Below are 26,818 nucleotides of genomic sequence, written 5' to 3'. Positions count from 1 at the left end.
CGGGAACTGCGGGGCCGGATAACGTGCTCCCCATGCTTGCCGCCCCGCTCGCCCCCGCACGGACCGTGGTCACCCGGACGGCGTACTGGACGCGGCTGCTGCCCGCCCTCGCGGCCCTGGCCTGCATCACCCGGGCCCCCTCCTTCGTCCGGCCGCTGTGGAACCCCGACGAGGGATACCTCGCCGTACAGGCGCGCCTCCTCGCCCATGGCGGGCACCTGTACGAGACGGTCGTGGACCGCAAACCCCCGCTGGTGCCCTGGCTGTACGAGGCCGCCTTCGCGGTCTGCGGCTCCGGCTCCCTCACTCCGGTCCGGGTGCTGGCGGTCCTCGCGCAGACGCTCACCGCCGTCCTGCTGGCCTCCCTGGCCCGGCGCCGCTGGGGCGACACCGCGGGCCGCACCACGGGGGTGCTGTACCTGCTGATCTCGGTCGGACTCAACCCCGAGGACGCGCAGGCCGCCACCTTCGAGGTGTTCATACTGCCCGCCACGGCGGCCGCCCTGTGGTGCGCGGACCGCGGCCGCTGGGGTGCGGCCGGGGCCGCCGTCGCCTGTGCCTTCCTCGCCAAGCAGACCGGCGGCGCGGTGCTGCTGCCGGTGGTCTGGCTGCTGCACCGCGCGGGCACCCCGTGCGCGGGCGCGCTGCGGCTCGGGGCCGGGTTCGCCGTACCGGTGCTGTGCGCGGCCCTGGCCACGGACCCCGCCGGGTTCCTCTTCTGGACGGTCACCGGCTCCGCCGCCTACGCCTCCTTCACCGGCTCCGAACTCCACGTCCTGGGCCGTGGCGTGGCCAACGCCGTGCTCCTGGCCGTGGCCTGCGCGGGCCTGATCCCGCCGGTCGTACGGTCCCTGCGCACCGCCCGCACCGGCGCGGCCGACCTGTGGCTGTGGCTGGCTTCCTCGGTCGTCGCCGTCACCCTCGGCTTCCACTTCTTCGGCCACTACTACCTGCAACTCACCCCGCCCGCGGCCCTGCTGGCCACGGCCGCGCTGCGGACCCTGCCCCGCGAACGGCTGCCGGGCGCCGTGTTCACCTCGGCCTGCTGCTGCGCCCTGTTCCTCGCCTGGGGCCTGCTCGCACCGCGCCCCGAACTCACCCACGCCCAGCGCCTCGCGGCCGCCCTCGCCCAGCGCACCGCGCCCGCCGACCGGGTCCTCGTGTGGGGCATGCACCCGGAGACGTACTGGCTGGCCCACCGCACCCCCGCCACCCGCTACCTCACCGCGGGCCTGCTCACCAACTACAGCGGCGGCCGCGACGGCCCCCAGGTCGGCGAGAAGTACGCGGTCGAGGGTGCCTGGCCCGTGTTCCGGGCGGAGCTGGCCGCACACGCCCCCGCCCTGGTCGTCGACGACTCCCGCGGCGAGCCGTACGCCCCCGACCGCGTCCCGAGCCTGCGCCGGCTGCTGGCGGCACGGTACGAGGAGGTGGGGCGGGTCGACGGGGCGGTGTTCTACGCCCGGACTCCGCACGGCTGAAGGGGAGTTGGCGGGTCGCGGTCCGCATCCCCCTGTTATGCTCGGTACAGCGATTTGAACACGTTCAAATGAGGGGGAACACATGCCTGCGCCGACCACGCCCGGCCGAACCGACGACTCACCCGCCGTCGCCCTGGGCCCCACCGCACTCGTTTTCGGGCTCATCGCGGCCACGGGCGCATGGCCCAGCCTCATGCTCGCCGTGCTCCCGTGGTCGTTCCTCGCGGGCGGCCTCGCCGTCACGTTCGGCCTGATGGGCATCCACTACGCCCGCCAGGGCATCGGCCGCATGTGGACCGCCGTCACCGGAACCGTCCTCGGAGCCACCGGACTGGCCGGCTTCCTCACCCTGTTCGCGGCGCTCGCCTAGGGCGGATCCCGGGTCCTCAGCCGAGGACCGCGCGCGGCCCGGTCACCTCCGCGCCCAGCTCGGTCACCCGGCGCCGCAGTTCACGGTCGGCCGTGACCACGAGGCGGGCCCGGTGGGGGTTCTCGGCGGCCAGCTCCACGATCCGGTCGTCCCCGCTGCCGCGCGCCTCCGTCACCCGTACCCCGGGCACGGACTCCACCCCACGGGCGGCGCCCTCGACGACGAGCACCAGCTCCACGGCACCCTCGTGACCCGGCAGCCCCTCGCGGGCCAGCCGGTCCCGCAGCCGCTCGGCGGCACCCCTGCGGTCCCGCCACCAGCCGTCGGGCCGTGACCCGACGACGTTCGCGCCGTCGACGATCACGAGCAGCGGTCCGTCCGGGCCCGGGGAGCCGAGGGGGTCGTTCATGGCGCAAGGGTCCCATGTCACCCGTGCGGGGGCGGGCCCCGGCGTCCCGCCCCGGCCGCTTAGAGTGAACCGGTGAACGGCGACTGGCTCCTCCGCGGCCGCGACGGCCGGCTCAGTGCCTACCAGCTGTCGGGCGACGCCGTCCTGTGCCGGGCGGAGCGCGGCCCGGACGGCCCCTGGACCGACCCCCGCACGGTGGGCGGCGACCAGAAACTCCACCCCGTCCTCGCCGTCGGCCAGGGCGCCGACGCCTACGCCCACCTGGTCTCCTGGCGGCCCACGACCAAGGGCGAGTCGGGCCTGGTGCACTCCACCCACTTCCGCCCGCGCCTCGCGGCCCTGGACTGGAACCCGATCGGCCACCCGAACAAGAAGGGCGACCGCACCGGCACCCCCGCCGTCGCCGTGGACGCGCAGGGCCGCGCCCATGTCTTCGTGCGCAACAACGGCGGCGGGGTGAGCCTGCTCGCGCAGAAGGAGAAGGGCGGCTGGGATCCCTGGCGGGACCTGAAGGGCAGTGGGGTCCAGGACGGCCTGGCGGCGGTGACGGGGGAGTCCGGCAGGGTCGAGCTCTACGCGGCCGCCCCGGGGGCCGTCCTGCACTGGCGTCAGGAGGAGCCGGGCGCCCAGCCGGTGCTCCGGGAGACCCTGGAGACGGGAGTGCGCCCCGGCACCCTGCACGCCCTGGCCACGTCCTCCGACGGCACGACCCTCTACTACACCGACGACTCGGGCGACCTGTGCGCCTGGCGCCCCGGCACCAAGCCCGTCACGGTCCTCCCCTCGGCGGGCCCCGGCCCGGTCGCGGCGGTCCGCTGCGACCTCGACGGCCACGACTGCACGCTGCTGGCCCAGCGCTCGGCGAGCGGCCGGGTCGCCTTCGCCGCCTACCCCACCGAGCTGGAGTCGGCGGGCGCGTGGTGGGCGGAGTCGGGGCCGCGGCTGCCGGTGGACGCGCTGGTGTCCCTGGCCGTGGACGAGGACGACCGGGTGGTGGCGGCAACGTTGTCCCCGTCGACCGGCCAACTCCTGCTCACCAAGCGGAAGGACGAGCCGGGGCTGGCGCTGGAGGCGTGGCGCCAGGTGTGACGACCGGCCGCCCGGGCGCCGGGTGTGCACATGATCGCCACACCGCGTTCGTCGAACGTTCGACCTATGATGAGGCGCGCTCGGCCTCCCCCGTGCAACAGGTGTTCGGGAATCGGCAGGTCAACCACGCCGGGCGGCAGGGAAGGGGCGGGTCACGTCATGCGGACCGGATCCGGGCGCGGCACCGCCCGGCGCAGAGTTGCCGACCGCGTCGTCGCACACGCGCAGACGACGCAGGGGCACACGGCCGAGGCGACGGTGGCGGGCCGCTGGCTCGTGCTCGGCAAGGACGGCAGGCTGACCGCCTACGCCCGCACCCGTGCCGGCCTGCTGCGCTGGACCGAGACCCGGCCGGGCGGCCCGGACTGGACGGGCCCCGACTTCTTCCCCGTGCCGGACCTGACCCATCTGTCGGTGGCCCAGGGCGCCGACACCTACGTCCACTTCGTCGGCCGGCGCGAGGTCCCCAAGGGCGACGGCCCGCCCGCCGTCGACATCGTGCACGCCCTCCAGTACCAGACCGGCCGCCCCGTGACCGAGTGGCGGTCGCTGGGCAATCCGCACAAGGACCGGGAGCGGGCCGTCCGCTTCGGTGTCCCGGTGGCCGCGGTCAGCGCCTCGGGACGCGTGCACGTCTTCGCGCGCAACGCCGGCCGCGGGCTGATGCTGCGCCGTGAGGGCCCCACCGGCAAGTGGGAGCCGTGGCAGGACCTCAAGGGCAGCAAGGTGCACGACGGACTGGCCGCGGTCGCCCACGCCTCGGGACGTATCGAGGTGCTGGCGGGCGGCGAGCAGGACGTCATGTGGTGGCGGCAGGCGGAGGCCGACGGCGACTTCCGGCAGGAGCCCAACATCCCGCTCCGGGTGGCTCCGGGCACGGCGTCGGCGCTGGAGACGGCACCGGACCGGGCGTCGTACTACTGGGCCGACCCGGACAGCGGCGGGCTCGTCGCCCATCGGCCCGGCGGCTGGGTGATCCCCCTCGGCGGCGCACCGGCCGGGGACCCGGTCGCGCTGCTGCGTGCGGTGCTCGACGGGTACGACTGCACGGTGCTGGCCCACCGGGACATGGACGGGCAGGTCGTGCTCGCCGCGTGCGGCGTGGAGAACGAGCAGGCCGGCCTGTGGTGGTCGCCGACCGGCGAGCACTGCATCGGCGCCCCGGCGCTCTCCCTCGACGCGTACGGCCGGATCGTGCTCGCCGTGATCGCGCCGGACGGAGCGCTGCACATCGCCCGCCAGGCCGGCGGCCCCGGCCTGGCGCTGTCCCCGTCGGTCCGCGTCTGACGCGCCCGCGCCCCGGGGCAGGGGCCCTAACCTCCCGTCGCGGGCGACTTCTTCGCCGACTCGGGAATCTCCTGGTCCTTGCGCAGCGCCTGCCACAGTTGGCCGGCCTGCGGCTGGGCGGCCACGACGCGGTTCGGGTCCTGGGTGTCGTACCGCACCGGCAGCATGATCGTCTCCATGGTGGACGGGTCGACGCCGTTCATGCTGCGCCCGAAGTCGGCGAGCTTGGTGAGGGAGGCGAGGCCCGAGTCGGTGGTGAGCGACTCGGTGAGCTTGTCGGCGATCCGGAAGGCCTTGGTGGGGCTGCCCAGCAGGTCCTGCTTCTTGATCTCGCTCAGCAGGGCGATCAGGAACTGCTGCTGGAGGCCTATGCGTCCGAGGTCGCTGCCGTCGCCGATGCCGTGCCGGGTCCGGACGAACTGCAGGGACTGCGTGCCGTCGAGCCGGTGGGTGCCCGCGCTCAGGTCCAGTCCGCTGGACTTGTCGTGGATGTCCTGGTCCACGGTGACGGTGACCCCGCCGATCGCGTCCACGAGCCCCTTGAAGCCCGCGAAGTCGATCTCCACGAAGTGGTCCATCCGCACCCCGGACATCTGCTCGACGGTCTTGACCACACAGGCCGGACCGGCGAGCGAGTAGACCGAGTTGAACATCACACGCTTCGCGGACGGCAGCGCGGAGCCGTCCTTCCCGGTGCACTCGGGCCGGGTCACCAGGGTGTCGCGCGGGATGCTCACGGCAACCGCCTTCTTACGTCCCTCCGGTATGTGGATCACCAGCGCGGTGTCCGAGCGCGCCCCGGAGACATTGCCCGTGCCCAGCGAGGCGTTGGCGCCGGACCGTGAGTCGGAGCCGAGGACCAGGAGGTTCTGCCCCGAGGTGGGCAGCTTCCGCGGCCGGTCGTCGCCGATCGCCTTCTCCAGGTCGACGCCCTTGATGTTGCCGTTGAGGTCGTTGTAGAGCCAGTAGCCGACGCCGCCCGCGGCCAGCACGAGCAGGACGAGACTCAGCGCTATCCAGCGCCACACGCGCCGGCGCCGCCGTGGCGGTTTGGCCCGGCGGCCCGCCGGCGCCCGCCGTGATCTCCGGGGGCCCGTATCCGTCAGGGCGTCCGTCATTGCCTCGGTTCCTCTCTCGTGCCGGCTCGATGCCGCGGTACTCAGCAGCTCAGGGCACGAGTGGGGGGGTTGGACCGGGCCCGTCTGCGGTGGTGGACAGACATCCACCGGTCATCAGACGTTCAACGAGACGTAAGGGTTGTATGTGTTTTCTGTCATTTACGGATCAAGTTGACAGCCATGTAAGCGCTTGATGAGATGTGCCGGTCCTGTGAAGGTTAAATTTTCGGTATGAACCGCTACGGCCTCGTGCCGTCGCGTCGACGTGGTCGCGAATCGAGCCGGGGGGCACGAGGGCGAGCGACCACCGGTACTCGCCCTTGGTCTGGTCCGGGTGAGGAGAGGGAGGGGTGGCTGTGCTGGTGCGTGCGTCGGCCCGTGGGGGGCGAGCGGCGTGACGACCGTCTCCGATCATGCTCTCCGGCAGGGGGCCGGCCAGGTGGGCCGTACCCCGCGAGGAGCAGCAGCACCGCGGCGTCCCGCCGAGGCCGGGCCCACCACGGTCACCGCGGAGCACGGCGACGTCTATGTCGAGCCGGGACTGACACCGCTTTCCGCCCGCGAGGCCAACCGCTCCGCGCTCACCGCCCTGCTCGACTCGGCGGGCGTCCCGCACTTCGCCGTACGCGGCACCTCCGACCACGGCACGGTCGTCGCCGTCGCCGAGGAGGACCGGGACCGGGTGCTCGGCGTGGTGTTCCGCGGGCTCGGCCAGTACCCGGGCCACCTCAGCGTGATCGACCCGGACGCGCCCCGGCCGGCCAAGCCCGTCTCCTCCCGCGATCCCCGGGCCTGGCGTGACGTCACCGGCGCGCGCGTCCTGCAGATCAGCTGGTCCCGCACCGACCCGGGCCGGCATCTGCTGCTCGGGCACGAGTACGGCTGCGCCATCGAGTTCTGGCAGCGGCAGGGCACGTACCTCCTCGCGCCCCGCGCCAACCGCGCCACCTGGGCCGTCGCCGCCGACGGCGGGAACGTCCTGGGCTCCGCCCGGCTGTTCAGCCGGTTCGTCTCCGACTGGACCCCGCGCCACCTCGCGCCCGCGCTGCCCACGCGCCCCGAGTTCCTGGTGAACTGCGCGGACGACATCGCCTTCCCCGTCGACGCCGTCTACACCTGGGTCGACGGCAACGAGCCCGCCTGGCAGCAGCGCAAGGCGCAGGCGAAGGGCGAGGTCTACCACGCGGAGTCCGCCAGCGACGCCCGCTTCATCAGCCGCGACGAACTGCGCTACTCGGTGCGCTCCCTGCACCTGTTCGCGCCGTGGATCCGCAACATCTACATCGTCACCGACGACCAGGTCCCGGCCTGGCTGCGCGAGGGTGTGCCCGGACTGCGCATCGCCACCCACCGGGAGATCTTCCGCGACCGGTCGGTGCTGCCCGTGTTCAACTCGCACGCGATCGAGTCGCAGCTGCACCACATCGAGGGCCTGGCCGAGCACTTCCTGTACTTCAACGACGACATGTTCATGGGCCGGCCGGTGGCCCCGCACGCCTTCTTCACGCCGAACGGCACGGCCCGCTACTTCCCCTCGCGCAACCGCATCCCGCAGGGCCCGGTCACGGAGACCGACACCCCGGTCGACGCGGCGTGCAAGAACAACCGCGCCCTATTGAAGGAACGTTTCGGCAAGGTCATCACCCAGCCGATGGAGCACATCCCGTACGCGCTGCGCCGCTCGGCGATGGAGGAGGCCGAGCAGGACTTCCCGGAGGCCTGGGCACGCACCGCGGGCAGCAGGTTCCGGGCGATGACCGACCTGTCGCCGACCTCGTCCTTCGCGCTCTACTACGCGGCGCTGACCGGCCGGGCCCAACCGGGCTCGATGCCCTTCACCTACCTCCAGCTGGCCGTGCCGGACCTGGCGGACCGGCTGCAACGGCTGCTCGACGGCCGCGACCAGGACTCCTTCTGTCTCAACGACGCCTTCTCGACACCCGAGGACATCGAGGCACAACAGGAGCTGCTGGACGGCTTCCTCGATTCCTACTTCCCCACCCCCAGCCCCCACGAGCGATGAAACGGAGTTCATGACGTGTCGGACCCGACGTCCATGAGCTCCGCGGTCAACGTCTACAAACGCCTCGTCCCCCAGCCGGTGCGCTCCGCCGCCGCCACCACGGTGCCCGTGGGTGTGCGGCGCAAGGTCAAGCGGCAGCTCGCCCGCACCCTGAGCCGCCGCGAGGCACGGCTGCACCGCAGGGCCCTGCGCCGGGTGCGCAGGGCGGAGTTCGGTCACTCCGAGCGCCGTACCCAGGCACCCGACGGCCGGGTCGGCCATGTGCACACCGGCCTCACCGCCGACCGGGCCCGCCGGCTCGACCACGACCTGGTCACCCAGGCCCTGGACGCCGCCGACATCCCCTGGTTCGCGGTCCCGGCGCTCGACGACCGCCGCATCTGCCTGGCCGTCGACCAGCAGGACAAGGGCGCCGTCCGCCGCGTGCTGCGCGCGCTGCTGGAGGAGCACACCGGCTACGTCGTCTCCGTCTCGCCCGCCCAGAACGACACCCGGGACGTCCCGGGCAGCCATGTGAAGGCGTGGAAGCACTACGGCAAGGCCAAGGTGATCCGCCTGACCTGGCTACGCACCGAGCCCACCGGGAACCTCTGGGTGGGCGAGGACCAGGGCGTCGAGATCGAGTTCTGGACCGCCAACACCGACCTGCCCGCCGAGCGGCTGATCGGCCCGCGCCCCAACCGGGTCCAGCGCGCCGTGCCCAGTGACGCCCCCGGCGTCGAGATCGGCCTCGACCGGCTGTCCGGCTACTGCGACATCGACGGCGACCTGGAGCCGACGATCACGCTGGAGAACTTCGACGTCCCGCGCCTGGAGGAGATCACCTTCCCCGTCGACGCGGTCCTGCTGTGGCAGCACCCGACCCCGTGGGGCGAGGAGCTGCTGCGGGCCGCCCTGCGCTCCCTGCACCAGTACGCCCCCTGGGCCGACGTCGTCCACCTGGTCGCCGAGGCGGAGCCGCCGGCCTGGCTGCGGGCCGACGACCGGCTCACCGTGGTCCGCGCCCGGCCGGGCTCGGAGTGGCATTTGCACCAACTGCCGGATCTCGCGGAGCACTTCCTGCTGCTGCGTCCCGGAGCCCTGCTCGGCCGGCCGGTCCGCCCCTTCGACTACTTCACCCCGAGCGGTTCGACCCGCCCGCGGCGCGGCCCCTGGAACGCCCAGGAGTCCTTCGCCCCCTGGACCCGTACCGCGTACGCGGCCACCGGCCGGGTCACCGCCCACGGCTACGCGCACGGCCCGCAGCCGCACCGCGCCGAGACGCTGGCCCGGCTCAGGGGCTCCGGCGCCGCGCCGCTGCCCCTCGACGACGGACAGCGGCTGCCCGCCGTACCCGGCACACACCCCCTGGACGGCGTGGTCCACCACTTCGGGCACACCGCCGGACTGGCCGACCCCTCCGGCGAGGCGTCGGTGGCGCTGCACGCGGCGCTCCCCGACATCGGCACCCATCTGGAACGCCTCCTGGTCCGCCGCGACACCCAGCAGATCCAGCTCTTCGGCCTCGGCACCGAGGAGGCGCGCGTCCGCGGCGGCACCCAGGCCGTCGTGCGCTTCCTGCACCGTTACTTCCCGGTCCCCAGCGTCTTCGAGCGCGACCACCACCACACCGACGAGGCGGGCGACCAGCCGTGAGCATGGGCAACGCCGAGGCCTCCGCCGCGGTCGGGGCGTACCGCACCCTGGTTCCCGCGGGCCTCAGACGCCGTATCGCACGCCGGGTGCCGATGGGCCTGCGCATGGTGCTCAAGCAGCTGCTGCGCCGGCTGCACACCGTCAACCTGGGCGCCCGGCTGCTGCGCGGCGCGCGGGCCCGCCGCCGCTGGCCGCACCTGTTCGGCGCGGGCGAGCGGCTCGCCGTCCTCGCGGGGCACGGCGCCCGGATCGCCCTGGTCCGGCCGACCGTGTCGCCGCTGGGCCTGCGCGAGGCCAACCTCGAACTCGTCGTCACCGCCCTGGAGGAGGCCGGCGTCGACTACTTCGCCGTACGCGGCACCTCCGACTTCCGCTCCTGCCTCGCCGTCGCCGAGGCCGACCGCGCCCGGGTCGGCCAGGTGCTGGAGCGCTGCGCCGAACACAGCCCCGTCTACCTGCGCGCCTGCCGCGGCGAGGCCGCGCAGGGCCACACCGCGCTGGCCGGCTCGCGCGGCGGCCGGCAACTGGTCCGCCGGGCCGCCGTGCTGCGGGTCGGCATGGTGTGGAGCGACCCGGCGGGCTCCCTGGTCCTGGGCCTGGAGCACGGCTGCGACATCGAGTTCTGGCGGCCCGAGGACGGCCGCCTGCTCGCCCCGCGGCCCAACCGCGTCACCGAGGACGTCGCCCTCGACGAGCCCCGTGTCACCGTCCCCGTGAGCCGGCTCACCGGCTTCGCCGCCCTGCACACCCGCCGCACCCGCGCGGTGCGCACCATCCGGCCCTGTGCCGACCCCCTGCCCGAGGACGTGCGCTTCCCCGTGGACGTCGTCTACACCTGGGTCGACGGCAGCGACCCCGACTGGCAGCGGCGGCGCGGCGCCTACGGCGCGGGCGGCTACCACACCGAGTCCGCGAACGCGGCCCGCTACATCAGCCGCGACGAACTGCGCTACTCCCTGCGCGCGCTGGAGCAGAACGCCCCCTGGGTGCGGCACGTCTACGTGGTGACGGACCGCCAGCGCCCCGCCTGGCTGAACGACGGCCACCCGCGCCTCACGGTCGTCGACCACGCGGAGATCTTCGAGGACCCGTCCGCGCTGCCCACCTTCAACTCGCACGCCATCGAGAGCCGCCTGCACCACATCAAGGGCCTGTCCGAGCACTTCCTCTACTTCAACGACGACATGTTCCTGGGCAGCCCCGTCACCCCGCAGGACTTCTTCCTGTCCAACGGCATGACCCGCACCTTCTTCTCCCCGTCCCAGGTGCCCCGCTGGGACCTCAGCCCCGTGGACCGCCCGGTCGACGCGGCCGGGAAGAACAACCGGCGCCTGCTGCTGGAGCACTTCGGCACCGCCATCGTGCAGAAGCTGCGGCACGCCCCCTACGCGCTGCGGCGCAGCGTGCTGCACGAGATCGAGCGCGAGTTCGCCGAGGAGCACTGGAACACCTCGCACAGCCGCTTCCGCAGCGCCACCGACATCTCCATCCCGTCCTCCCTGTACCACTACTACGCCTACTTCACCGGTCGTGCCGTGCCCTCGAACATCACCTTCGCCTACCTCGACCTCGCCAAGCCGGAGATCCAGCGCCGGCTCGGCATCCTGCTCGCCCGCCGTGACCGGCAGGCGTTCTGCATCAACGACACCCTCTCCGACGGTCACGACATCGACCGCCAGACACGGATGCTCGACACGTTCCTGCGCGCCTACTACCCGGTGCCGAGTCCCTTCGAGCGCCGGGAGGGCGAGGTCCGGTGAAGATCTCCTTCCTGATCAACAACATCTATGGCATCGGCGGGACCAACCGCACCGTCATCAACCTCGCCGAGGCGCTCGCCGTCCGGCACGAGGTGGAGATCGTGTCGGTCTTCCGGCGCGCCACCGCCACCAAGTTCGAGATCTCCCCGCGCGTCACCGTCCGCGCCCTCGTCGACCTGCGCCCGGGCTCCGCCGACCGCGGCGCCGCGGGCAGCGACGAACCCAGCGAGGTCGTACCGCGCCAGGAGGAGTTCTACGCGCAGTACAGCAAGTTCACCGACGGGCGCATCATCCGCGAACTGCAGAAGACGTCCGCCGACGTGGTGATCGGCACCCGGCCCAGCCTCAACCTCTTCGTCGCCGCCCACACCCGCGACGGCGCCCTGCGCGTCGCCCAGGAGCACATGACCCACCTGGCCATCCCGCCGGCGGTGCGCGCGGAGATGGCCCGGGTCTACCCGCGGCTGGACGGGATCACCACGGTCACCGACGCCGACGCCCACTCCTTCATGGAGAACACACCGATCCCCGGCATCCCCGTGGTCGGCATCCCCAACAGCGTGCCCGAGCCGTCCGTCGAGCCCTCGGACTGCTCGCGCAAGGTCGTCGTCAGCGCGGGCCGCATGCACCCGATCAAGCGCTACGACCTGCTGATCCGCGCCTTCGCCGAGCTGGCCGAGGAGTTCCCCGACTGGCAGCTGCGGATCTACGGCGACGGCGGTGAGGCCGGCAGGCTGCGCGGCCTGGTCACCGAACTGGGCCTGACCGGGCGGGTGTTGTTCATGGGCGGCTTCTCGCCGATCGAGTCCGAGTGGGCCAAGGGCTCCATTGCGGCCGTCACCTCCAGCGCGGAGTCCTTCGGCATGACGCTGGTCGAGGCGATGCGCTGCGGACTGCCCGTGGTCTCCACCGACTGCCCCGTCGGCCCCCGCGAGATCCTGGCCGACGGCGAGGACGGCTTCCTCGTGCCCAACGGCGAGGTCGAGGGCATCGCCTGGGGCCTGCGCCGCCTCATGGCCGACGAGCCGCTGCGCCGCGCCATGGGCGCCGCCGCGCTGCGCAACGCCGCCCGCTTCGACCCGTCGGCCGTGGCCGACCGCTACCTGGAGCTGTTCGAGGACGCCGCCCGCCGCCGCGCCGCCGCCGAGCGCGGCTACCGCGCCCCCGCCGGACCCCGCAAGGCCGCGACCGAGCAGCTCACCGTGCCCCCGGCCGCCCTCGGCGCGGCCACCGTGGACGTCACCGCCGACGACGCCGGCTACCTGCGCTTCGCCGCCGACGGGCCCGGCGAGGGCCGCCGCCGCTGGCAGTTCGTGCTGCGCCACAAGCCCACCGACGGCGACCGCCGCCCCGACCTCCCGCTGCGCACCTCCCGCACGGACCTGGACAACGGCGGCACCCGCTACACCGCCGTCCTCACCCCGGCGGCCCTCGACGACCTCGGTGACGGACGCTGGCAGGTGACCATGGCGTCCGCCAAGGCGTCGTCCGTCCACATGAAGGCCGGCGTCCGCGACACCCGCGCCCTCATCGACGCCCGCGCCCGCCTCGTCGCCCGCCCCCCGACCGGCCCGGTCGGCTGGAACCTGCCCTACGCCCAGCCCAACGGCCGGCTGATGCTGCGCACGCTGCTGCGCGAGGAACACGCCGAGTGCACCGGCGTGGAGGTGGCGGACGGCGCCATCACCGTGCGGGGCGTGCTGTGCGGCGGACGGCGGATCGAGCCGGGCGCCCTGTTCATCGTCAGCCGCCGCGGCCGGCACGGGGGCAGCTTCTCCGTGCCCGTCGAGGTCCTGGGCCGTCAGTCGTTCCGGGCGGCGGCGCCGCTGCGCCGGGTCGTCGACCACCGCCTGGAGCGCTGGGAGGACTGGGACTGGTGGCTGCAGCCCGACCCGTTCGACCGCCGCAAGGTGCGCGTCTGCCACCTGCTGGAGGACTTCCCCGACGTCAAGGGCGCGTTCGTCTACCCGTCCGTCCCGCTGGTCGGCGAGGAGGCCTCCGCGCATGTCGTGGTCCACCCGTCCCGCCCGGTGTGGGTACGGCCGTACTGTTCGGCGTCGGGCGCCATGGCGATGAACGTGGTGGACCGATGAGCCCGACCGCCCCGAGAACCCTGGTGAACCCGACGCCCGAGGAGGCCCGATGACCACGACCACCCGCTCGATCCTCCACATCGTCGCCCACCAGGACGACGACCTGTACTTCATGAACCCCGACCTGGTGCGCTCCCTGCAGGACGGCGACCGGATCACCACCGTGATCCTCACCGCGGGGGAGGGCGACGGCATCAACGTCGACACCGACGAACCGCAGCGCCGCGCCGTGCCGCCGGACTTCGCCCGGTACAGCACCGAGCGCGGCTGCGGGCTGCGCTCCGCCTACGCCCGGATGGCCACCGGCGACCGCGACCACCCCTGGCGGCGCGAACCCGTCGACCTCGTGCCCGGGTTCGCCGCGGAGCGGTTCACACTCGTCGACCACGACTCCGTCTGCCTCTACTTCCTGCAGCTGCACCAGGGCGCCCCCACCGAGCGCGGCACCCGCACCCGGCTCCACGAACTGTGGGAGGGCGCCCTGCGCACCCAGCCCACGCTGCCGGTGCACGGCTGCACCGTCGGAGAGGTCCAGCACATCACCCGCGAGCAGGTGATCGCCGCCCTGACCGCGCTCCTGGGCCACGCCCGCCCCAGCACGGTGCGCACCATGGACCCCGACCCCGAACACGACGGCGGCCGCAGCGAGTTCGTCTGCTCCGACCACGTCGACCACACCACCGCCGCGCAGTTCGCGCTCGCCGCCCTCACCCGGCACCGGGAGGCGGGCCACACCCCGGTCGTCGAGCACTACCGCGCCTACGCCAACCGCTTCTGGGGCTACAACCTCGACTCGGCCGCCGTCACGGAGAAGGGCGAGTACCTGGCCACGTACGGCGGCCTCGACGCCCCCACGGTCTGCCCGCACGGCACCTGCCAGACCTGTGGCGACCGGCAGCTGGGGCCGAACCCGTACCGCAGCACGCACATGCGGAGCGCCGCCTACCGCTACTCCCCGACGACCGACTGGCTGCGGCTGGGGCCGGGCGGGCGGCTCAACGCCTTCGGGGTGCTGGCCGGCCGGCTCGCCTTCTGGACGGAGACCGGTCCGGCGAGCGGCGAGTGGAAGGGGCCCTTCGTCCTCGGTGACGGCTGGATCGCGCCCACGCTCGCCGTCACCGGCCTGCCGGGCGGCCCGGCCGAACTCGTGGCCCTGCGCCGCCAGAACGTCGTCGGCAGCGGGGTGACCGTGGACGTCGTGCACACGGTCCAGGACCCCGGCGGCAACGGCTTCAGCGGCTGGCAGACCCTGGAGAACCCCGACTGGGCGCACGGCGACGGCCGCCGTCAGCGCGAGGTGGGCGTTCCCTCGGCGGCGGTCGACGCGGCCGGCCGGCTGTACGTCTTCGTCCGCACCTTCGACCAGGGCATCGCCGTCCGCCGCCGGGACACCGACGGCACCTGGTCCCCCTGGGAGGCGATCGGCGGCAGCTTCGTCCAGGACGCCGGCACCGCGCTGGTCACCGAGCGGGGCACCGTGGAGCTGTACGTGCCGGGCAAGAACACCGTGTGGCGCTGGCACCAGGCCGAACCCGGTGGTCCCTTCCTGCTCGACGAGACCCTGCAGACGGGCCGGCCGGCGACCGGCGGGATCACCGCCGTCGACTCGGGCGGCGGCCGTACCTGCCTCTACTTCCGGGAGGCCGGCACCCAGCAGGTCATGGCCTACCGCCAGCACGCCGACGGTCGCTGGCCGGGCTCCGGCGCCGGACTCGGCGGCCACGGGGGCACGGGCGCCGTCGCCGCGCTGTGGGCCCCCGAACGCGGCGCCCGCGAGGCCTTCCTGGCCCATCGCGGCAGCCGCGGCCGGCTCGTCGTCTCCCTGCCGGACCGCGACAAGAACGTCTCCGGGACGCACTGGAACGAGTCGGGCGAGATGGTCGCCCACGCCCCGGCCCTGGCGTACGACGCCGCGGGCGCCCTGGTCGTGGCCGTCATCGGCACCGACGGACAGCTGCACGTCCGCCGCCAGCTGTCGCCGGCGGTGGGCAGCCCGCTGGGGCCCTGGCTCGCCTGAACGCCACGTCTCGCACATGACAGAGGGCCTCCGCCCGGAAGCGGAGGCCCTCTGTCATGTGCTTCGGTGTTACGCCGGAACCGACGCCACGCCCGGAGCCAGGAACTTCTTGCCGTTCACGCGCTCCGAGACACCCTCGCGGTCCAGGTACGGCGTGATGCCGCCCAGGTGGAAGGGCCAGCCGGCGCCCGTGATCAGGCACAGGTCGATGTCCTGGGCCTCGGCGACGACGCCCTCGTCGAGCATGAGCCCGATCTCCTGCGCCACCGCGTCCAGCACCCGGTCGCGCACCTGCTCCTCGGTCAGGACGGAGTCGCCCTGCTGCAGCAGCGCCGCGACCTCCGGGTCCAGCTCCGGCTTGCCGCTGTCGTAGACGTAGAAGCCGCGCTTGCCCGCCTTGACGACGGCCGCGAGGTTCGGGGAGACCGTGAAGCGGTCCGGGAAGGCCCGGTTGAGGGTCTCCGAGACGTGCAGACCGATCGCGGGGCCGACCAGCTCCAGCAGCACCAGCGGGGACATCGGCAGACCGAGCGGCTCGACGGCCTTCTCGGCGACCTCGACCGGGGTGCCCTCGTCGATGACGTTCTGGATCTCGCCCATGAAGCGGGTGAGGATGCGGTTCACGACGAACGCCGGGGCGTCCTTGGTGAGGACCGCGGTCTTCTTCAGCTTCTTGGCGACGGCGAACGCGGTGGCCAGCGAGGCGTCGTCCGTCTTCTCGCCGCGGACGATCTCCAGCAGCGGCAGGACCGCGACCGGGTTGAAGAAGTGGAAGCCGACGACCCGCTCGGGGTGCTGCAGCTTCGACGCCATCTCCGACACGGACAGCGAGGAGGTGTTGGTGGCGAGGATCGCGTGCGCCGGGGCGACCGCCTCGACCTCCGCGAACACCTGCTGCTTGACGCCGATCTCCTCGAAGACCGCCTCGATGATGAAGTCGGCGTCCGAGAAGCCCTCGGCCTTGTCCAGGACACCGGTCACCAGCGCCTTGAGGCGGTTGGCCTTGTCCTGGTTGATCCGGCCCTTGCCGAGCAGCTTCTCGATCTCGGCGTGGACATAGCCCACACCCTTGTCGACGCGCTCCTGGTCGATGTCGGTCAGGACGACCGGCACCTCCAGGCGGCGCAGGAAGAGCAGCGCGAGCTGGCTGGCCATCAGACCGGCGCCGACGACGCCGACCTTGGTGACCGGGCGGGCCAGGTTCTTGTCCGGGGCGCCCGCGGGACGCTTGCCGCGCTTCTGCACCAGGTTGAACGCGTAGATGCCGGAGCGCAGTTCGCCGCCCATGATGAGGTCGGCGAGGGCGACGTCCTCGGCGTCGTAGCCCTGCTGCAGGTCGCCGTTCTTGGCGGCCGCGACGATGTCCAGGGCGCGGTAGGCGGCCGGAGCGGCCCCGTGCACCTTGGAGTCCGCGATGAAGCGGCCCTTGGCGACGGCCTGGTCCCAGGCCTCGCCGCGGTCGATCACCGGACGCTCGACCTCGATGTCGCCCTTGAGGACGTTCGCGGTCCAGATCAGCGACTGCTCCAGGAAGTCGGCGCCCTCGAAGATCGCGTCCGCGATACCGAGGTCGAAGACCTGCTGGCCCTTGAGCTGCTTGTTCTGGTTGAGGCTGTTCTCGATGATCACCGAGACGGCCTTGTCGGCGCCGATCAGGTTCGGCAGCAGCGTGCAGCCGCCCCAGCCCGGGACCAGGCCCAGGAAGACCTCGGGCAGGGAGAACGCCGGGATGGCCTTCGAGACGGTCCGGTACGTGCAGTGCAGACCGACCTCGACGCCACCGCCCATGGCGGCGCCGTTGTAGTAGGCGAAGGTCGGCACGGCCAGGCCCGCGAGGCGCTTGAACACCTCGTGGCCGCCCTTGCCGATGGCCAGCGCGTCCTCGTGCTTCTTCAGCAGCTCGACGCCCTTGAGGTCGGCGCCGACCGCGAAGATGAACGGCTTGCCGGTGACACCGACACCGACGATCGTGCCCTCGGCCGCCTCCTTCTCGACCTGGTCGACGGCGGTGTTGAGGTTCGCCAGCGAGGCCGGGCCGAAGGTGGTCGGCTTGGTGTGGTCCAGGCCGTTGTCCAGCGTGATCAGCGCGAAGCGCCCGGCACCGAACGGGAGGTCGAGGTGGCGTACGTGCGCCGACGTCACGACCTCGTCGGGGAACAGCTCGGCGGCGCCCTTCAGGAGTTCGGTGGTGCTCACTTGTCGCCTCCGGCGTCCTTGTGGTGCGGGTTCTCCCAGATGACCGTGGCGCCCATGCCGAAGCCGACGCACATGGTCGTGAGGCCGTAGCGGACCTCCGGCTGCTCCTCGAACTGGCGGGCCAGCTGCGTCATCAGACGGACGCCGGAGGAGGCCAGCGGGTGGCCGTACGCGATGGCGCCGCCGTACTGGTTGACGCGCGCGTCGTCGTCGGCGATGCCGTAGTGCTCCAGGAAGGCGAGCACCTGGACGGCGAAGGCCTCGTTGATCTCGAAGAGGTTGATGTCCTCGATGGAGAGACCGGCCTGCGCCAGGGCCTTCTCGGTGGCCGGGATCGGGCCGTAGCCCATGACCTCCGGCTCCACGCCCGCGAAGGCGTACGAGACGAGACGCATCTTCACCGGCAGGTTGTGCTCGCGGGCGAAGTCCTCGCTCGCGATGATCGAGGCGGTGGCGCCGTCGTTCAGACCGGCCGCGTTGCCCGCGGTGACCCGGCCGTGGACGCGGAACGGCGTCTTCAGACCCGACAGGTTCTCCAGGGTGGTGCCCGGACGCATCGGCTCGTCGGCCGTGACCAGGCCCCAGCCCGTCTCGCCGGCCTCGGGGTTGGTGCGGCGCACCGAGATCGGCACCAGGTCCTGCTGGATCTTGCCGTCGGCGTACGCCTTGGCGGCCTTCTCCTGCGAGCGCACGGCGTACTCGTCGGCGCGCTGCTTGGTGATCGTCGGGTAGCGGTCGTGCAGGTTCTCCGCGGTCATGCCCATGAACAGGGCGGACTCGTCGACCAGCTTCTCGCTGACGAAGCGCGGGTTCGGGTCCACGCCCTCGCCCATCGGGTGGCGGCCCATGTGCTCCACACCACCGGCGATGACGGCGTCGTAGGCGCCGAACGCGATCGAACCGGCGGTGGTCGTCACGGCGGTCAGGGCGCCGGCGCACATGCGGTCGATGGAGTAGCCGGGAACCGACTGCGGCAGACCGGCGAGGATGCCGGCCGTACGACCGAGGGTCAGGCCCTGGTCACCGATCTGCGTGGTCGCGGCGATGGCGACCTCGTCGATCTTCTTCGGGTCCAGGCCGGGGTTGCGGCGCAGCAGCTCCCGGATCGCCTTCACGACGAGGTCGTCGGCGCGGGTCTCGTGGTAGATGCCCTTCGGGCCCGCCTTGCCGAACGGGGTGCGGACGCCGTCTACGAAGACGACATCCCTGACGGTACGAGGCACGATGGCTCTCCTCCAGGGTGCGGGATGGCACTGCTGCGATGCGCTGAGCGCGCGCTCAGGCCCCATGCTACTTATGAGTAACGTAGCTGCCCAGTCCTGCAGGGGGGAGCGGTGAACGTCACATCTTCGGAGGTGCCGTCGAACCTCTCGGAGTCAGTACCGGAGTCGGTACAGGATGCGACCCAGGTCCTTCCCCCGTGATCACCCCGAACAACGTCCGCGCCGCATCCGCCCCGAACCCGTGCACGTCATGGCTCATCGCCGACAGCGTCGGATGCGTCAGCCGACACAGCTGGGAGTCGTCCCACGCCAGCAGCGAGACATCGCCCGGCACGCTCAGCCCCATCTCCGCCGCCACCGAAAGCCCGGCCACCGCCATGACGTCGTTGTCGTAGACGATCGCCGTCGGCCGGTCCACCGGCGCGGCGGTCAGCAGCGAACGCGTGGCCCTCGCCCCCGCCTCCCCCGAGTAGTCGGTGGTGACCTGCCAGGCCCCGGCCAGCTCCAGGACCCGGGCCGCCTCGTCGAACGCGGCCGTACGGATCCCGGTGTGGCCGAGGGCCGCCGCCCCGCCGACCCGGGCGATCCGCCGGTGCCCGAGCGCGGCGAGATAGCGCACGGCCTCGGTCACGGCGGTCGCGTCGTCGGTCCAGACGGAGGTGAGCCCGCCGGTCAGCGACGGATGCCCGACCGCCACCACCGGCAGCCCCAGCCGCTCGGCCGCGGCCACCCGCGGGTCGTCCGCCCGGAAGTCGACCAGGATCGACCCGCCGATCTGCCGCCCCTTCCACCAGGAGTCCAGCAGCCCGGCCTCCTCCTCCGGACTGCGTACGAGCCGGAGCAGCAGCGAGCAGGAACGCTCCGTCAGTACGCTCTCCACCCCGGAGATGAACTCCATGTAGAAGGGTTCGAGCCCCAGCATCTGCGCGGGCCGGCAGATCGCCAGACCCACCACGTCGACGCGGGCCCCCGCCAGCGACCGGGCGGTCAGGCTGGGCGCCCAGCCCAGCTCCCGGGCGGCCGCGAAGATCCGGTCCCGGGTGGCCTCCGACAGTCCCGGCTTGTGGTTGAAGGCCAGCGACACGGCCCCCTTGGACACGCCCGCGCGCGCGGCGACGTCCTTGATCGTGACCCGGGGGCTGGGCGTCGAGGTCATCCGGCGGGCTCCATGCAGTAGAGGGCGGAACGGGCGGCGGCCGGGTCGGGAGTCTGCCAGCCGCGCACACCGATGGTGACCCGTTCGCCGGGGAGCAGGGTGACAAGACCGTGATCGGCCCGTGCCTCCGGCTGCAGCCGGTCGGCCTGCAGGAGCAGATCCCGTACGAGGGTGTGGGCCGTCACCGTCACCGCGCCCGGCGCCACGGTCACGTCGAACTCCGGTCGGGGATAGGGGACTTCACGATCCGGCACGGGAAAGTGCACGGCCCTGAGTCCGTCCGCGTCGGCCACGAGGAACTCCTTGGCCCCGGCGGGCTCCAACTCCCGGGGCACCGCGACGATCCCCACCGTCCGCGCCTCCACACCCAGCTCAACCCTCGCCTCCCCGACCGCCCCACCCTCGACGGACATCCGCCGCAGCCTCACGACCCCCGTCCACGCCTCCGCCCCCTGATTGGCGGCCGCCAACACCAGCCCGGACTCCCGCACCTGGAGCGTCAGCAACCGATCCGCGTACAGCCGTTTCAGCTCGTGATACAGCGGCTTCTCCCGCCCGTCGCCGTCGATCGCCGCCCAACTCGTCACCGGCCAGCAGTCGTTGAGCTGCCACACCACGGTTCCCGCACACACCGGCCAGTGCGACCGCCAGTGCTCGATCCCGGCGGCCACGGCCCTCACCTGATTGACCTGCATGAGGTAGTGCCAGCGGTCGAAGTCCCCCTCGGGAAAGGCGAAATGACGCTCAAGGCCTCGCCTCAGCTTCCCGTTCCCGTCGGCGGCCTTCTGATGGTGCAGTACACCAGGGGAGTCCGCCGCGAGCTCCTCCCCGGACAGCGCACGCGCCAACGTGGCGAACGCGGGCGGCGCCTGCCAGCCGAACTCGGCCACGAAACGCGGCACGGTCAGCCCGTAGTCGGCGTAGTCCTCCCGGTTCCACACCTCCCAGGAGTGATGGGTGCCGTGGGCCGGGTCGTTCGGATGACGGTCCCAGGAACCCGACCACGGGCTGCCCGCCGTGTACGGCCGCGTCGGGTCCAACTCGGCCACCACACGCGGCAGTACACCCAGGTAGTACCCCTCGCCCCAGGAGTTCCCCGCCAGCCGCCGCTCCCAGTCCCAGTCCCGGAAACCCCACAGGTTCTCGTTGTTGCCGTTCCACAGCACCAGCGACGGGTGCGGCATCAGCCGTACGACGTTCTCCCGGGCCTCCGCCTCCACCTCGCCGCGCAGCGGCTGCTCCTCCGGGTAGGCCGCGCAGGCGAACGGGAAGTCCTGCCACACCAGCAGGCCCAGCTCGTCGCAGGCGTCGTAGAAGTCCTCGCTCTCATAGATCCCGCCGCCCCACACCCGCACCAGGTCCACGCCCGCGGCGGCCGCCTGCCCGAGGCGCCGCCGGTACCGCTCGCGCGTGACGCGGGACGGGAACACGTCGTCCGGGATCCAGTTCACGCCCCGCGCGAACAGCCGCTCCCCGTTCACCACCAGGGTGAACCCGGTGCCGTGCGCATCCGGCCGCCGGTCCAGCTCGACGGTCCTGAAGCCGATGCGCCGCCGCCACACGTCCAGCACCTCCTCGCCATGCAGCAAGGTCAACTCGACGTCGTACAGCGGCTGTTCGCCGTAGCCGCGCGGCCACCACAGCCGCACGTCCGGCACCCGCAGCCGTACCACCCCGCTCGACCCGTCCAGCGCGGCCCGCACCACCCGGCCGCCCACCCGGGCCTCGACGCCGAGCGAGGCCTCCACCCGGGACCGCTCCACCTCCACATGCAACTCGACTGCGCCCGCGCCCTGTTCGACGGTCACCAGCGGGCGCACCCGGCTGATCCGGGCCGTCGACCAGTGCTCAAGCCGCACCGGCCGCCAGATCCCGGCCGTCACCAGCGTGGGCCCCCAGTCCCAGCCGAACGAGCAGGCCATCTTGCGGATGTACTGGTACGGCTCGTCGTACGCGGCGGGCCGCTCGCCCAGCCGGTCGCGCACCGCCCCGGCCTCCGTGTAGGCGGAGGCGAACCGCACGGCGAGCCGGCCCCGCAGCCCGGTCGCGTGGAAGCGGTGGGAGCGGTGCATGTTCCGCACCCGGCCGAGCAGTTGACCGTCCAGGGTGATCTCGGCGGCGGTGTCCAGACCCTCGAAGACCAGGTCGGTCTGCTCATGCCCGGAGGCGGCCCGCAGTTCGGTCTCGTACGTCCACTCGCGTCGTCCGACCCAGGCCACCTCGGTCTCGTTCCGGCCGAGGAAGGGGTCCGGGATCACCCCGGCCGCGAGCAGATCGGTGTGCACGCACCCCGGCACCCGGGCCGGAAGCACCTGCCCTCCGTGGCGCAGGGTCCAGCCCTCGGTGAGCGGTGTGGCCTCCAGCATGCGGCACTCCCTTAACCGGTCTATTCCAGCACTGGACGTGGTTTTCGCATCGTTGGCGGGATTGGGACTTTACCGGTTGAGAAAGCGCTGTCAGAGTGCCGAACCAGCCAACCCCGCACGTGCTCGTCCGTCCCTCAGATACGGAGCTGATGCACATGAACCGCCGTACGACCCTCGCCACCGCCGTGGGAGCCGCCGCCCTGCTGCTCGCGGGCTGTACCGGTACAGGAGGCTCGACCAAGGGCGCCGACGCCAAGGCACCCGCCGACCCGGCGAAGGTGAGCGGGACCATCACGGTCCTCACCCAGCGCACCGACCTCGTGCAGGACGGCACGATGGACCGGTACGCGGCCGCGTTCAACAGGACGTACCCGAAGGTGAAGGTGAAGTTCCAGGCCCTCACCAACTACGAGGCCGAAGTCAAGATCCGCATGAACACGGAGAACTACGGCGACGTCCTGATGATCCCCGGGGTCATCAAGAAGAGCGACTACCCGAAGTTCTTCGCCTCCCTCGGCACCCGGGCCGAACGGTCGAAGAAGTACCGGTTCACCGGCTTCACCACCGTCGGCGGCAAGGTCTACGGCCAGAGCCCGATCGGCGTCACCCCCGGCTTCGTCTATAACAAGCGCGTCTGGAAGCAGGCCGGGATCACCCGATGGCCCACCACCCCGGCCGAGTTCCTCGCCGACCTGAAGGCGATCAAGCAGAAGACCGGCGCCGTCCCCTACTACACCAACTTCGCCGCCCAGTGGCCCCTGACGTCCTGGACCTTCGTCAACGGCTCGGTCCACTGCGACACCGGCGCCACCACCGAGCTGGCCGAGGGCAACCCCTGGGCCCAGGGCGCGGACCTGCGCGTCGGCGACACGCTCCTCTACGACATCGTCCACCAGGGCCTCGCCGAGAACGACCCGACGACCACCAACTGGGAGGCTTCGAAGGCCCAGTTGGCCAAGGGGAAGATCGCCACCCAGTGGCTCGGCACCTGGGCGGTCATCCAGTTCCAGGACGCGGCCAGGAAGGCCGGCCAGAACCCCGACGACATCGGCTTCATGCCCTTCCCGGCCCAAGTGGACGGAACATTCTGCGCAGTTGTCGGCCCCGACTACAACCAGGCCGTCAACGTCCACTCCCCGCACAAGGAAGCCGCCCGAGCCTGGATCGACTGGTTCACCGACAAGTCCGGCTACGACAAGGACAACCTGGCGATCTCCCCGCTGAAGGACGCCCCTCTGCCCACGGTCCTCAAGCCGTACGAGGACGCGGGCGTGAAGCTCATCGAACTGGACGACACGGCCGGCGCCAAGGTCAAACTGATCGACTCCGAGTCGGAGGTCGGCATCAACGCCCCCGACTACCGGCAGAAGCTGGTCGACCTCGCCCGCGGCGCCCGCAAGGGCAGCCTCGACGACTTCCTGAACGACCTCGGGAAGAAGTGGACCGAGGCCCAGCGGACGGCGGGATCCTGATGCGGCACTTCCCGCGCGCCCTCACCCCCTGGCTGTTCCTGCTCGCCCCCCTCGCCCTCCTGATCACCTTCACCTACGCGCCGATCGTCAACATGGTCGCGTACAGCTTCACCGACTGGGACGGCGTCAGCCCCGAACTCCACTACACGGGCGCCCACAACTACGCCGAGATCTTCACCCGCCAGGACCTCTTCGAGGTCTTCTTCGTCAGCGGCTACTACCTCGTCGCCTCCGCCGTCCAGATCGTCGCCGCGCTCTACTTCGCGACGATCCTGAGCTTCAAGGTCCGCTTCCGGAACTTCTTCAAGGGAGTGCTGTTCTTCCCGTCCCTGATCAACGGGGTGGCGATCGGCTTCGTCTTCCTCTACTTCTTCCAGGACGGCGGCACCCTCGACACCGTGCTGCGCCTGTTCGGCGTCCACACCGACCACGCCTGGCTGGGTTCCCCGGTCTCCGCGAACATCTCCCTCGCCGGCGTCTCCGTCTGGCGCTACATGGGCCTGAACTTCGTCCTCTTCCTCGGCGCCATCCAGTCCATCCCCGGCGAGCTGTACGAGGCGGCCGAACTGGACGGAGCGAGCCGCTGGCACCAGTTCCGGTACATCATCGCGCCCGGCATCAAACCGGTGGTCACCCTCACGGTGATCCTCTCGGTCTCCGGCTCCCTGTCGGTCTTCGAGGTGCCGTACATCATGACCGGCGGCGCCACCGGCACCGAGACCTTCGTGACACAGACCGTGAAGCTGGCCTTCCAGTACAACAAGACCGGGCTCGCCTCGGCCGCCGCGGTCGTGCTGCTCCTGATCGTCCTGGCGGTGACCTGGCTGCAGCGCCGGTTGGTACCCGACTCCGCCGACAACCGGATGGACCTCGTATGACGCGCCGCATCGCAGCCCGCGCGCTGGTGTACGCGACCCTGATCGCCGCGACGGTCGTGGTCCTGCTGCCCCTCGGGGTCGTCCTCCTGACGTCCCTCAAGTCCTCGCGGGAGATGGCGGACGACAGCGGGGCGCTCACCCTCCCCGACGACCTGCTGAACCTGCACAACTACGCGACGGCGTTCCAGGACGGCCGGATGCTCCAGGCCTTCGGGAACACGCTCTTCATCGTCGTGTTCGCCATCGGCGGCACGGTCCTGATCGGCTCGATGACGGCCTACGCCATCGACCGCTTCACCTTCCGCTTCAAGAAGCTGGTGGTGGCCCTCTTCCTGCTGGCCGCGCTGGTCCCCGGCGTGACCACCCAGGTGGCCACCTTCCAGATCGTCAACAGCTTCGGCCTCTTCGACACCCGCTGGGCGCCGATCGCGCTCTACATGGGCACGGACATCGTCTCGATCTACATCTTCCTGCAGTTCGTCCGCTCGATCCCGATCTCCCTGGACGAGGCGGCCCGCCTGGACGGCGCGAACGCGTTCACCATCTACCGGCGGATCATCTTCCCGCTCCTGAAACCGGCGATCGCCACGGTGGTGATCGTGAAGGGAATAGCCGTCTACAACGACTTCTACATCCCCTTCCTCTACATGCCCTCCCAGGATCTTGGCGTGATCTCGACGTCCCTGTTCCGCTTCCGCGGCCCGTACGGCGCCCACTGGGAGATCATCTCGGCGGGAGCGGTCCTGGTGATCCTGCCGACGCTGATCGTCTTCCTGGCGTTGCAACGCTTCATCTACAACGGCTTCATGAGAGGTGCGACCAGGTAAACGCGCCCCAAAGGGGCGCGGGGAACTGCGCGAGCAACTCAAGACGACCCGCAGCCGCCGTACGCGACAAAGCGCTACGGCGGCTAGGCACCGGCACCCGCCAGCGCAGCAACCAGCACAGGCGCAACCTGCTCCACCTGCCAAGCCCGCGCGCCGAACCCCGCAAGCGCGTCCTCCACGGCCTTCACGTCGGCAGACGGCGGCTCCCAGCAGATCCTCCGCACCGTGTCCGGAGAGATCAAGTTCTCCTGAGGCATGTTGAGCTGCTCAGCCAAGGCCGACACCCCCGCCCGAGCCGCGGACAGCCGAGCCGCGGCGGCGGGGTCCTTGTCGGCCCAGGCCCGAGGCGGCGGCGGCCCGGCGACCGGCTGTCCCGGCTGAGGCAACTGCGACTCGGTCAAAGCCTTCGCCCGATCCACCGCCGCCTGCCACTGCTCCAGCTGCCGACGCCCCATCCGATGCCCGAACCCGTTCAGCGCGGCCAGCGCATGCACGTTGCCGGGCAAAGAGAGCGCGGCCTCCACGATGGCCGCGTCCGAGAGAACCTTGCCCGGCGACACATCCCGTCGCTGGGCGATTCTGTCCCGCGTCTGCCACAGCTCCCGTACGACACCCAGCTGCCGACGCCGCCGCACCTTGTGCATGCCGGACGTACGGCGCCAGGGATCCTTGCGGGGCTCGGCGGGCGGCGCGGACGCGATCGCGTCGAACTCCTGGCGCGCCCACTCCAGCTTGCCCTGCCGGTCCAGCTCCTTCTCCAGGGCGTCCCGCAGGTCGACGAGGAGTTCCACATCCAGGGCGGCGTAGCGCAGCCACGGCTCGGGCAGCGGGCGGGTGGACCAGTCCACGGCGGAGTGCCCCTTCTCCAGGACGAAGCCGAGGACGCCCTCGACCATGGCGCCGAGACCGACCCGCGGGAACCCGGCGAGCCGGCCGGCCAGCTCGGTGTCGAAGAGGACGCTCGGCACCATGCCTATTTCCCGCAGGCAGGGCAGGTCCTGGGTGGCGGCGTGCAGCACCCACTCGACGCCGGACAGCGCCTCGCCCAGACCGGACAGGTCGGGACAGGCGACGGGGTCGATCAGCGCGGTGCCGGCGCCCTCGCGGCGCAGCTGCACCAGATAGGCGCGCTGGCCGTAGCGGTAGCCGGAGGCACGCTCGGCGTCCACGGCGACGGGGCCGGAACCGGCGGCGAAGGCGGCGATCACCTCGGCGAGGGCGTTCTCTTCGGCGATCACCGGCGGAATGCCCTCGCGGGGTTCGAGAAGTGGCGTCGGCGCCCCCGTCACAGAAGATCCGGCGTCGTCCGGAGGAGTGCCTCCGGTGGTGCGCAGGGCGCTGTCTGCTGCGGTCTCTTGGGCGTCGGTCACCTGTCAAGGGTATCCGTGTGTGGACAGCGCCCGTCGACGGAACGTTCC

The 26,818-nt window shown here is 71.8% G+C and carries 19 protein-coding genes; 12 read left to right on the top strand and 7 right to left on the bottom strand.

Annotated features, from left to right (window positions below):
• Window positions 1-32: 32 nt before the first annotated feature.
• Together BEK98_RS41290 and BEK98_RS41285 are read left to right on the top strand one after the other, a co-directional pair.
• Complete coding sequence (locus tag BEK98_RS41290) at window positions 33-1,481, top strand: glycosyltransferase family 39 protein (protein ID WP_094221946.1); 1,449 nt, start codon at window positions 33-35, stop codon at window positions 1,479-1,481.
• Between the two features lie 82 nt (window positions 1,482-1,563).
• Window positions 1,564-1,851: a hypothetical protein gene (locus BEK98_RS41285; RefSeq protein ID WP_094221945.1), complete on the top strand. Its 288-nt coding sequence runs from the start codon at window positions 1,564-1,566 to the stop codon at window positions 1,849-1,851.
• Between the two features lie 16 nt (window positions 1,852-1,867).
• Here BEK98_RS41285 and BEK98_RS41280 read toward each other — a convergent pair whose 3' ends face one another.
• Window positions 1,868-2,260, bottom strand: a complete 393-nt coding sequence (locus BEK98_RS41280) for a PIN domain-containing protein (protein WP_094221944.1) — start codon at window positions 2,258-2,260, stop codon at window positions 1,868-1,870.
• A 72-nt stretch (window positions 2,261-2,332) separates the two neighbouring features.
• Here BEK98_RS41280 and BEK98_RS41275 point away from each other — a divergent pair, with 72 nt between their 5' ends.
• Window positions 2,333-3,349, top strand: coding sequence for a PLL family lectin (locus tag BEK98_RS41275; protein WP_094221943.1), 1,017 nt, complete (start codon window positions 2,333-2,335; stop codon window positions 3,347-3,349).
• 159 nt (window positions 3,350-3,508) lie between these two features.
• Window positions 3,509-4,636: a DUF8189 domain-containing protein gene (locus BEK98_RS41270; RefSeq protein ID WP_094221942.1), complete on the top strand. Its 1,128-nt coding sequence runs from the start codon at window positions 3,509-3,511 to the stop codon at window positions 4,634-4,636.
• A 26-nt stretch (window positions 4,637-4,662) separates the two neighbouring features.
• Here the strand turns inward: BEK98_RS41270 and BEK98_RS41265 are convergent, their stop codons facing one another.
• Window positions 4,663-5,754 carry an LCP family protein gene (locus tag BEK98_RS41265; RefSeq protein WP_094221941.1) on the bottom strand — a complete coding sequence of 364 codons (1,092 nt, stop codon included), beginning with the start codon at window positions 5,752-5,754 and terminating at the stop codon, window positions 4,663-4,665.
• Between the two features lie 394 nt (window positions 5,755-6,148).
• On the opposite strand from BEK98_RS41265, the gene BEK98_RS41260 reads away from it, so the two are divergent.
• The 5 genes from BEK98_RS41260 to BEK98_RS41240 are packed head-to-tail and all read left to right on the top strand — an operon-like array spanning window position 6,149 to window position 15,282.
• The gene (locus tag BEK98_RS41260; protein WP_244202201.1) at window positions 6,149-7,777 is read left to right on the top strand and encodes a stealth family protein; all 1,629 of its coding nucleotides are present in this window, start codon (window positions 6,149-6,151) and stop codon (window positions 7,775-7,777) included.
• A 15-nt stretch (window positions 7,778-7,792) separates the two neighbouring features.
• Window positions 7,793-9,412 (top strand): sugar phosphotransferase, encoded by a 1,620-nt coding sequence (locus BEK98_RS41255; RefSeq protein WP_094221939.1) that lies wholly within the window; start codon window positions 7,793-7,795, stop codon window positions 9,410-9,412.
• Window positions 9,413-9,414: 2 nt separating this feature from the next.
• Window positions 9,415-11,172 carry a stealth family protein gene (locus tag BEK98_RS41250; protein ID WP_244202203.1) on the top strand — a complete coding sequence of 586 codons (1,758 nt, stop codon included), beginning with the start codon at window positions 9,415-9,417 and terminating at the stop codon, window positions 11,170-11,172.
• Complete coding sequence (locus BEK98_RS41245) at window positions 11,169-13,265, top strand: glycosyltransferase family 4 protein (protein ID WP_094221937.1); 2,097 nt, start codon at window positions 11,169-11,171, stop codon at window positions 13,263-13,265. Before BEK98_RS41250 ends, BEK98_RS41245 begins: the two co-directional genes overlap by 4 nt.
• Before the next feature lie 49 nt (window positions 13,266-13,314).
• Complete coding sequence (locus BEK98_RS41240) at window positions 13,315-15,282, top strand: DUF8189 domain-containing protein (RefSeq protein ID WP_094221936.1); 1,968 nt, start codon at window positions 13,315-13,317, stop codon at window positions 15,280-15,282.
• Window positions 15,283-15,351: 69 nt separating this feature from the next.
• Here the strand turns inward: BEK98_RS41240 and BEK98_RS41235 are convergent, their stop codons facing one another.
• From BEK98_RS41235 to BEK98_RS41220, 4 genes are all read right to left on the bottom strand, one after another.
• Entirely contained in the window at window positions 15,352-17,478 is a 2,127-nt protein-coding gene (locus tag BEK98_RS41235; protein WP_094221935.1) for a 3-hydroxyacyl-CoA dehydrogenase NAD-binding domain-containing protein, read from the bottom strand.
• Window positions 17,475-18,701 (bottom strand): thiolase family protein, encoded by a 1,227-nt coding sequence (locus tag BEK98_RS41230; RefSeq protein WP_094221934.1) that lies wholly within the window; start codon window positions 18,699-18,701, stop codon window positions 17,475-17,477. The genes BEK98_RS41235 and BEK98_RS41230 overlap by 4 nt, the downstream gene beginning before the upstream one ends.
• Window positions 18,702-18,819: 118 nt before the next feature.
• Window positions 18,820-19,857: a LacI family DNA-binding transcriptional regulator gene (locus BEK98_RS41225; protein WP_094221933.1), complete on the bottom strand. Its 1,038-nt coding sequence runs from the start codon at window positions 19,855-19,857 to the stop codon at window positions 18,820-18,822.
• A complete protein-coding gene (locus BEK98_RS41220) occupies window positions 19,854-22,223 on the bottom strand; it encodes a glycoside hydrolase family 2 protein (protein WP_094221932.1) in 2,370 nt (789 codons plus the stop codon). Before BEK98_RS41220 ends, BEK98_RS41225 begins: the two co-directional genes overlap by 4 nt.
• A gap of 155 nt (window positions 22,224-22,378) precedes the next feature.
• Here BEK98_RS41220 and BEK98_RS41215 point away from each other — a divergent pair, with 155 nt between their 5' ends.
• Genes BEK98_RS41215 through BEK98_RS41205 form a run of 3 tightly spaced genes read left to right on the top strand, consistent with a single transcriptional unit; the run spans window position 22,379 to window position 25,400 of the window.
• Window positions 22,379-23,695, top strand: a complete 1,317-nt coding sequence (locus BEK98_RS41215; protein WP_094221931.1) for an ABC transporter substrate-binding protein — start codon at window positions 22,379-22,381, stop codon at window positions 23,693-23,695.
• The gene (locus BEK98_RS41210; protein ID WP_094221961.1) at window positions 23,695-24,573 is read left to right on the top strand and encodes a carbohydrate ABC transporter permease; all 879 of its coding nucleotides are present in this window, start codon (window positions 23,695-23,697) and stop codon (window positions 24,571-24,573) included. The genes BEK98_RS41215 and BEK98_RS41210 overlap by 1 nt, the downstream gene beginning before the upstream one ends.
• The gene (locus tag BEK98_RS41205; RefSeq protein WP_094221930.1) at window positions 24,570-25,400 is read left to right on the top strand and encodes a carbohydrate ABC transporter permease; all 831 of its coding nucleotides are present in this window, start codon (window positions 24,570-24,572) and stop codon (window positions 25,398-25,400) included. The genes BEK98_RS41210 and BEK98_RS41205 overlap by 4 nt, the downstream gene beginning before the upstream one ends.
• 83 nt (window positions 25,401-25,483) lie before the next feature.
• Here BEK98_RS41205 and BEK98_RS41200 read toward each other — a convergent pair whose 3' ends face one another.
• A complete protein-coding gene (locus BEK98_RS41200) occupies window positions 25,484-26,770 on the bottom strand; it encodes a ribonuclease D (RefSeq protein ID WP_094221929.1) in 1,287 nt (428 codons plus the stop codon).
• Between the last annotated feature and the right edge of the window lie 48 nt (window positions 26,771-26,818).

Source organism: Streptomyces diastatochromogenes (genome assembly GCF_002242805.1).
Lineage (GTDB): Bacteria > Actinomycetota > Actinomycetes > Streptomycetales > Streptomycetaceae > Streptomyces > Streptomyces diastatochromogenes.
Note: the sequence above shows the minus strand (reverse complement) of the source record. Positions and strands in the feature narration are given on the sequence as shown.